Annotated in this window: 8 protein-coding genes; 1 reads left to right on the top strand and 7 read right to left on the bottom strand. The window is 57.3% G+C overall.

Annotated elements, in window-relative coordinates:
- Positions 1-509: 509 nt before the first annotated feature.
- The 7 genes from ccoS to AUC71_RS17635 all read right to left on the bottom strand — a co-directional run bounded on the left by ccoS (position 510) and on the right by AUC71_RS17635 (position 6,182).
- Positions 510-719: a cbb3-type cytochrome oxidase assembly protein CcoS gene (gene ccoS, locus AUC71_RS08310; protein ID WP_069623891.1), complete on the bottom strand. Its 210-nt coding sequence runs from the start codon at positions 717-719 to the stop codon at positions 510-512.
- A gap of 304 nt (positions 720-1,023) precedes the next feature.
- Positions 1,024-1,845, bottom strand: a complete 822-nt coding sequence (locus AUC71_RS08305; RefSeq protein WP_069623890.1) for a DUF2189 domain-containing protein — start codon at positions 1,843-1,845, stop codon at positions 1,024-1,026.
- Between the two features lie 207 nt (positions 1,846-2,052).
- Complete coding sequence (ccoP, locus tag AUC71_RS08295; RefSeq protein WP_069623888.1) at positions 2,053-2,934, bottom strand: cytochrome-c oxidase, cbb3-type subunit III; 882 nt, start codon at positions 2,932-2,934, stop codon at positions 2,053-2,055.
- Positions 2,925-3,095 (bottom strand): cbb3-type cytochrome c oxidase subunit 3, encoded by a 171-nt coding sequence (locus AUC71_RS08290; protein ID WP_069623887.1) that lies wholly within the window; start codon positions 3,093-3,095, stop codon positions 2,925-2,927. The genes ccoP and AUC71_RS08290 overlap by 10 nt, the downstream gene beginning before the upstream one ends.
- A gap of 14 nt (positions 3,096-3,109) precedes the next feature.
- Complete coding sequence (ccoO, locus tag AUC71_RS08285) at positions 3,110-3,859, bottom strand: cytochrome-c oxidase, cbb3-type subunit II (RefSeq protein ID WP_069623886.1); 750 nt, start codon at positions 3,857-3,859, stop codon at positions 3,110-3,112.
- A 4-nt stretch (positions 3,860-3,863) separates the two neighbouring features.
- Positions 3,864-5,378, bottom strand: a complete 1,515-nt coding sequence (ccoN, locus tag AUC71_RS08280; RefSeq protein ID WP_425283368.1) for a cytochrome-c oxidase, cbb3-type subunit I — start codon at positions 5,376-5,378, stop codon at positions 3,864-3,866.
- Positions 5,379-5,714: 336 nt separating this feature from the next.
- Positions 5,715-6,182: a hypothetical protein gene (locus tag AUC71_RS17635; RefSeq protein ID WP_244500859.1), complete on the bottom strand. Its 468-nt coding sequence runs from the start codon at positions 6,180-6,182 to the stop codon at positions 5,715-5,717.
- A gap of 502 nt (positions 6,183-6,684) precedes the next feature.
- Between AUC71_RS17635 and AUC71_RS08275 the strand changes: the two genes are divergently transcribed.
- Positions 6,685-7,162: cytochrome P450 (locus AUC71_RS08275; protein ID WP_244500858.1), on the top strand; the 478-nt coding region annotated here is incomplete at its 3' end.

Genomic DNA, 7,162 nt, shown 5'->3' with positions numbered 1-7,162 from the left:
CGTCCTAGCAAACGAAGTCCTCAACGGTCCAGCGTTGTTCCGTGCACTATCCCGGGCTCTCTCACATCCAGGGCATGCCATCGCCAAACGGCAACAATCAAGATTTGGCGCCATGCTGAGCTTCACCTCGGCCGAGTCGTTGGGTGGCATAGAAAGCCTAATCGCTCATCCTGCGACAAGGCGCATCTGCGCCGAACCTTGCGAGCTATGTTTATCCAGTCAGCCCTTCGAACCTCGCGCGGCTCTGGCAGTGCCGTCTCTTTACGGCCCCGCCTCAAAAGACGCTCAGACCTATTGGCCAGCGTTGCAAAAGAGAGTGCAGGCGACGGCAAAAAGACTCAGCGAGAGAGCAATTACGCTAGGCACAATAACAGCTGCCCCAAACAAAATTGTTAGCGCGCGTATCCAGTTTGTGCGTAGACTGAAAATCTTCAACATATGGCCGCTTCTTGCATTTGTCATGACAGGGAAAAGTCTGCTGCAACTGATGGACCATGTTCTCCTTTGTTTCACGACAAGCGTGACTCTACGTCCTCCTCGCTGCAGCGGTGTCCGACGCTGTCTATGATCGGGTGATCTTCCTTCTGGTCAAGTAGGACTCTTTCCGCTGCCCCGTCCAGATCGTCGTACTGACCATTGTGCAACGACCACAGGAATGCGAGGAGCCCCACGATGCCCATTCCGAGAGCCATCGGCACGAGCCATACCAGGGAGGTCATGACGCTGTCCCCCGCAGAAAAGTGGTCGCGATTTCTGGGGTCGCCAACGCTCCAGATTGATCCGGAGATCTACAAGTACCAAGCACGTTTGTCCCGACCAAGAGTGACGAAAGCAACGAGCCGGCCATGAGCGAATCGAGGAAGTCCGCGGGCTCAACAAGAGCGCAGGGCGCTGAAAGGACGCGCAGGTCGGTTTGGACGAGGCCATTTTCGAAGGTCTGGCTGGCGAAGACGGCCTTCGCCGATGCGACCCCAGCAGCCCGATGTCGAACTTCCGCTTTCCCATTCAGACCGTCGCAGAGCATTACTGTTCCTCCGGCGGAGCGACCGTCCGGTAGGCATGCCAGGTCGCGTGACCCAGCCACGGGAAGATCACGATCAGCCCAACCAGCCCAGTTGCCACGCTGACCACGAAGAGGGCAACAACAATGGCTCCCCACGCTACCAGCGGAACGAGGTTGTTCCAGACAAGCGCTATACTCGTTCCCATGGCTGTCAAGGCGTCGGTGCGCCGGTCAAGCAGCATGGGAATGGAGAAGGCGCTGATGGCGAATGCGAACGAAGCGAACAGGCCGCCGATCGCCGTACCAACGACCAGCATCGCCCATCCGATCGGTTGTGTGAGGAGAAGCTCCACCACATGGTCGAATCCTGGGAACGGCCGCACGCCGAAGAAAAGGGCGTAGACAAGGACGGCCGCGCGCATCCAGAGCAGCATGAGAAGGCACAGCAGAAGACCAGTAAAATAGACCTGCGCTCCCGCTCTAGGCTTCGCAAGGAGCATTCGGCGCAGGGTCACACTGTCCCCAGCCTCAACCATGCGGCTTTTTTCGTAGAGCCCGATCGCCAGGATCGGAGCCACGATCATGAATCCTGCCAGGGTTGGGAACAGAATGTAGTCTCTGCCAAACAACGCCAGTGACCAAACGATTGCGACTGAGACCACGAATACGCCGAAGCCGTAGGCAAGGCTCTGCCCGGGCTGGTCAGCGAGATCGCGCCAACCCGCTCGAAGCCACTGAAAGCCGATACTTGCGGATAGGTGCCTCTGCCAGCGTTTGTTCCTCGTCTCTTCGATACCGGAGGTTTCGCTCAGCAGTCCGTAAGACTCGTCGGCTTGGCCCATCTGTTGAACCTTCTCAGCAAGCAGGCTTCGCTGCTCTGAACTTCCCGTTTTCGTTGGCTTCCGTCAGATGAGGCACGCAGTCAGGTTGGGACTTGAATGCGACGTAGACAAGATGCGCGTTTGCGAATGCGAACAGCAGCAGCGCCGCCGAAATTAGCACCCAAATGAGAATGCGCGTCCTATAAATTGGATTAAACCCGCCAGCTGTCATGGCTTCTCCACTCTCAGAGAGTGGACGTACAGGGCGAGAATCTTGATTTCCGCGTTTGTCAGGCGCTCGTCCCATGTTGGCATATGGCCGTGTCGACCGCCGTGAACCGTGGTCACGATCGTCTGCAGATCGCCACCGTAGATCCAATATGCATCCGTCAAATTGGGTGCGCCGACGTCTTGATTTCCTCGAGCGTTCGCTCCATGGCACGCGGCGCAACTGGTGAGGAATACCTCCCGTCCAGCCTCTATCTCATCGATGTTCTCGGAGGTCGAATAGTCAGGATTGCTGAGGGAATAGACATAGGCAGCTACGCTGTTTACCTGCTCGCGGTTGAGTAGGCCATCGCGCCCGAAGGAGGGCATTTGGGCAACGCGGCTTTCAGGGTGTTCCGTATTAACACCGACTCGCATCGTCTCGGCGACCGTCTCGACATCTCCGCCCCACAGCCAATCATCATCTGTTAGGTCTGGATAGTTCGCGCTGCCCCTACCGTCCACGCCATGACAGGCCGCACAGTTGTCACCGAATAGCTGATGACCGCTGCTCTGGACAATTGACATAAGCATCTCGTTGGGCAGTATTTCCTCGAAGCTCGCTCTCTCGATCCGATCTATCCAGGGCGCTCGTTCCGCCGCGGCATCGACAAGCTGTTGTTCCACGATCGCCCGCTGGTCGACATCCAGGAGACCTTTCGTATAGGTTGTCCCGAGTGGCCAGGTTGGCATCAGGAACCACCAGGTTACGGCGAAAACATGAGTGATGACCAGAAAGATAAGCACGCCGCGCGGCACCGGTGTGTCGAGTTCCTTGATGCCGTTCCACTCGTGACCGGTCGTTCTGTGGCCACTGACGGGATCGCGCTCCTCTACCTCCATGGCTTGTCGTCCTGCTCGACGATACTTTTCTTAGCTCTCTCAAACTTCTTTCTGTTCGATGGCCAGAAAGTGTAGATGAGCACACCGAGGGAGAGCGCGATCAGATAAAACAGGCCCCAACTCTTCGCAAACGCGACGAGGGTATCGTGATCGACGTCCATTATCGCCTCCGTCGTCATTCGATCGGCTCAGGCGGCTCTTCGGGCGCGGCGGTATCTTCGAACGCGGCGTCCGTTAGCCTGCCGAGAACCTGGAGGTATGCCACGAGGGCGTCCATTTCTGTCACATTGGTGGCGACTCCATCAAAGGCTCGGACTTGCGTCTCCGCGCCGTAGCGCTCCTTCACGTTGGACGCGGAGTCGCTGCCAGGAGAGGCTTGGCCGTAAGCGTCTCTCGTCGCATTCTCAATCATCTCTTCGCTATATGGCACCCCGATGGCGCGCTGTGCCTCGAGATGCAGAGGCAGGTCCTCGATCTTCAGCGAGTTTCGCGCCAGCCAACGATAGGCGGGCATGTTCGATTCTGGCACTACCTCCCGCGGTGATAAGATGCGCGACATGCCAAAATCGCTGTACTTGCCGCCCACGCGAGCAAGATCCGGCCCGGTCCGCTTCGACCCCCATAGCATCGGGTGGTCATATTTGGATTCGACGGCGAGGGAGTACGGGCCGTAGCGTTCCACCTCGTCGCGCAGCGTCCGGACCATCTGGCTATGGCAGGCGTAGCAGCCTTCGCGGATGTAGATGTTTCGGCCAGCTAGTTCGAGCGGCGTGTACACCCGCATATCGGGCGCTTCCTCAACTGTCTCATCAATGGTGAAGAGTGGCGCGATTTCCACGATCCCGCCGACGCTCGCGACCGCGATGATTGCGAGCACGAACCCAATCGCCGAGCGTTCCAGCTTGCGGTGAAAGAGTTCTGGCATCGCTTCACTCCCCTGGGACCACGACGGCGCCAGATTGTGGAACATCTATTTCCCGTCGGGAAGTCAGCGGAGTGGCGCGGATCGTCATCCAGATATTGTAGGAGCCGACGATGGCGCCGAGCAGGAACAGGAGCCCTCCGAAAGCGCGTGCGATGTAGTAGGGATACATGGCCACGAGAGAGTCGACGAATGAGTAGGCAAGCGTGCCTTCCTCTGTGTAGGTCCGCCACATCAGGCCCTGAACTATGCCGGAGTTCCACATCGCGAAGACGTAGACGAGCGTCCCGACCAGCGCGAGCCAGAAATGGACCTCAACTAAGAGCGCCGAATACATGTGCTCGCGCTTCCAGAGGCTGGGCACCAGCGTGTAGAATGACCCAAAAATGATCAGCGCTACCCATCCGAGGGCGCCGGCGTGGACGTGTCCAACGGTCCAGTCTGTGTAGTGCGAAAGCGAGTTCACGGGGCGGATCGCCAGAAACGATCCCTCAAAGGTAGTCAGTCCGTAGAAGACTACTGCCACCATAATGAAGCGGAGCGTTGCGTCATCGCGTACCCGGTGCCAGGCACCGTTGAGCGTCAGCAGCGCGTTGCCCGCCGACGCCCATGACGGCACCAGAAGCATCACCGAGAATGTCATTCCCAAAGTCTGCACCCATTGCGGCAAGGCCGTATAGTGTAGGTGGTGCGACCCCGCCCACATGTAGAAAAAGGTGATGCCCCAGAAGCTGAGAATCGAAAGTCTATAGGAAAAGATTGGCCGCTGCGCTCTCACGGGTAGGTAATAATAGAGCATTCCGAGGAAGCCCGCTGTCAGGAAAAAGGCGACAGCGTTGTGGCCGTACCACCACTGCACCATGGCGTCCTGGACCCCCGACCAGACCGTGTAGCTCTTGGCATGGCCTAGAGAGACTGGGATGGCCAGGTTGTTCACAATGTGTAGGATCGCAACGACGAGAATGAATGCCATGAAATACCAGTTGGCGACGTAGATATGCGGCTCCTTTCGCCGTGCGATCGTTCGGATATAAAGGATGAAGTAAGTTACCCACACAATGACGAGCCAGATGTCGGCGTACCATTCGGCTTCGGCATACTCCTTCGATTGCGTGATACCCATCAGGTAGCCAGTGATAGCAAGCAGACAGAAAAGGTTATAGCCGGCCAGGACGAACCAAGGTGAGAGCTGATCGGGCATCCGCGCACGTGACGTACGCTGGACGACATGGAAGGAGGTGGCGATGAGTGCGTTGCCGCCGAACCCGAAGATCACGCCGGTGGTGTGGACCGGCCGCAGCCGCCCAAAACTCGCCCATCCCTGGTCGAACGTAAGCTCCGGATAGGCAAGAAGCGTTGCTATCCAAACACCGATGAACATTGCAAAGACGGCCCATGCCATCGCAAGGGCGATGCCTACCTTTATGGGATCGTCGTAGTAACTCGAAAGGCGTTCTTTGCTCGGTTCCGGTTCATAGAAGCCTTGGGCGACGGCAAAGACGCAGGCAAGTCCGAACACCATAATTATGAAGCCCTGGGCCGCTAACAGATCCTGACGTCCAACTGCCGCAAGGGCAAGACCGCAGATCGAGACGAGGGCCGAAATAATAAGCGCGAACAGCCGCTCATTTGTGGTTAGCGTTGAAACCATGTGCCGGTCACCTACTTTACTGAGCCTCCCTTAAACATACCTGAAACTTATATCTTATCGCACAAATGAGCAACTTTGGCTCATCAATCCAGCGGTGAGGGCGAGGGAGGCGAAGGCTTCGGAGAAGTTTATGCGCTGCTCCATCGAGTTCTACCGCCGGATCGGCAGCAGAGCCGGACAGGATCATGAGATGACCAGACAATTCCCCTATAGAGGGCGCTGTATTGCGCGCCATGCCATGTTTGCCACGACGACAAGTATAGCCACGACCTTTGCAGCCTCTAGACCTATGTAGAGTGTGTGATGCTGCGATGGCGCTGGGTGTTCGCCTGCAATAATGAGGCCGACGCGCGCATCGAGAAGTGGCAGAAGCCACAGCGTTTCGATCGCAACGACGAGCGCGGCGACAATCGCTCCAAAAGCGCTGATCCAACCGCATGGACGCACCAACACAAACAGCAATAATACAACTGAAAACGCCCATTCCACTCGGTTGAAAACTGAAAAGGTATGCCGGCCCACGTCTAGTGCAACCGGAAGCGTGAGGCTTGGCGCCAGGAATTTTGCAGGGGTCGCGATAAACGAAAGGCCCACCAGCATCCCGATCCAAACGGCCGCGATGGCTAGCGAACCGATATCCATCTTCAAAGACGCCGGTAGCGACAACTCTATCATTTGGCAAGTCTCCGCTAAAAGATCAAAAAGATCTATTTATCATATTTGTTATCGCGGAATGGCTCAAGCCTCGCCGGTCTCTGTCTCTTGAATACATCGGTTGCGTGCTAATCCTCCATGCGCACACTGGCGCGGGCGGATCGAGCGGTTCCGATTGTCGGGCACTGCTCTCGCGTAAAGTTCATTACGATCTCGGTATTTCCGATAAGTTCCCCGTTGAGCTCGATTCCAGGTGCCCTTGCCTAGGCGCCCACGGAACCGCCTTTCCCATTCGCCAAGCTGGACCACTCGGCCGACCAAATCTCTGGCTGGCCATACCGTGCGCCTGGGTCGCATTTGTGTCGCGTCAAAATGTTGCATGTGGAGACCCCCAAATAAGTAGTTGACGCGGCGCAAAGACCACGTCGCACGTCCTGCCCTATGGCTGGTGGAGCGGATTGTCTCGAATCGAGCGTCGCTAGTATCCGGAGGTTATCACTTCACTCACAGGGGGAAGGCATCAATGGCGGACATGACGGTCGCCTACTCTCCGTCACACGGGCTCGGCGAAGAGCAAAGCGTCTGGTTCAAGCTCACACCGCTTCTGAACCAGGAGAACCCCATGCAGGTTCTCATGGCGCTGAGCGACAAATATAACGGCGTCATCCCGATCAATCTGAAGAACCAGCGCATCGTGCTCCTGAGCGAGCCGGCGCATGCCGAGCGCGTGCTGGTGTCCAACGCCGACAATTACACGAAGTATTTCGACGGGCTCCGGCCCATCTTCGGCCGCAGCATGATCACCATTGACGGCGCGCTATGGCAGAAGATCCGCACGCCTCAGCAGGCTGCGTTCCACCCGAATATGTTCGAGGAGTACTTCCCCTATTTGATGTCGGCCATCGACTCCAAGATGGAGCGCTGGGCGAAGTTCGCCGCGACGGGCGAAACCATCGAGATGGTGGAAGAGACCTGGACGCTTGCCGCCGAGATGGTGTGCA

Source organism: Methyloceanibacter marginalis (assembly GCF_001723295.1).
Taxonomy (GTDB): domain Bacteria; phylum Pseudomonadota; class Alphaproteobacteria; order Rhizobiales; family Methyloligellaceae; genus Methyloceanibacter; species Methyloceanibacter marginalis.
This window is presented reverse-complemented; position numbering and strand designations above follow the sequence as displayed.